1 protein-coding gene is annotated in these 459 nt (G+C 61.2%); it reads left to right on the top strand.

The window, feature by feature from the left end; all coding sequences use genetic code 11:
- A partial coding sequence (locus GHO03_RS24755; protein ID WP_178110386.1) for an efflux RND transporter permease subunit occupies positions 1-459 on the top strand: 459 nt, incomplete at both ends.

Genomic DNA, 459 nt, shown 5'->3' with positions numbered 1-459 from the left:
CCCCAATCAGGGGCGTATGCAGCGGGTCGTGGTTCAGGCTGAAGGCGATCAGCGCAGCCAGGTCGGAGACCTGCTCAAGATCAACGTGCGTAACAACCTCGGAAAAATGGTACCGCTGTCGGCCTTTGTCGAGGCCCGCTGGATTCAGGGCCCCGCGCAACTGACGCGTTACAACGGCTACCCGGCGATCAGTATTTCCGGCGAGTCGGCGCCCGGTTACAGCACCGGCGAAGCGATGATTGAGGTTCAGCGTCTGGTGGATCAACTGCCTGCGGGTTTGGGGCTGGAATGGACTGGTTTGTCTTTGCAGGAGAAGTTGTCCGGGGCGCAAGCACCCATGCTGCTGGGCTTGTCGTTGCTGATCGTGTTTCTGTGCCTGGCAGCGCTCTATGAAAGCTGGTCGATCCCCACGGCGGTTTTACTCGTCGTCCCGCTGGGCGTGCTTGGCGCGGTACTGGC

The organism is Pseudomonas sp. FSL R10-1339 (genome assembly GCF_009600545.1).
GTDB classification, from domain to species: domain Bacteria; phylum Pseudomonadota; class Gammaproteobacteria; order Pseudomonadales; family Pseudomonadaceae; genus Aquipseudomonas; species Aquipseudomonas bubulae.
This window is presented reverse-complemented; position numbering and strand designations above follow the sequence as displayed.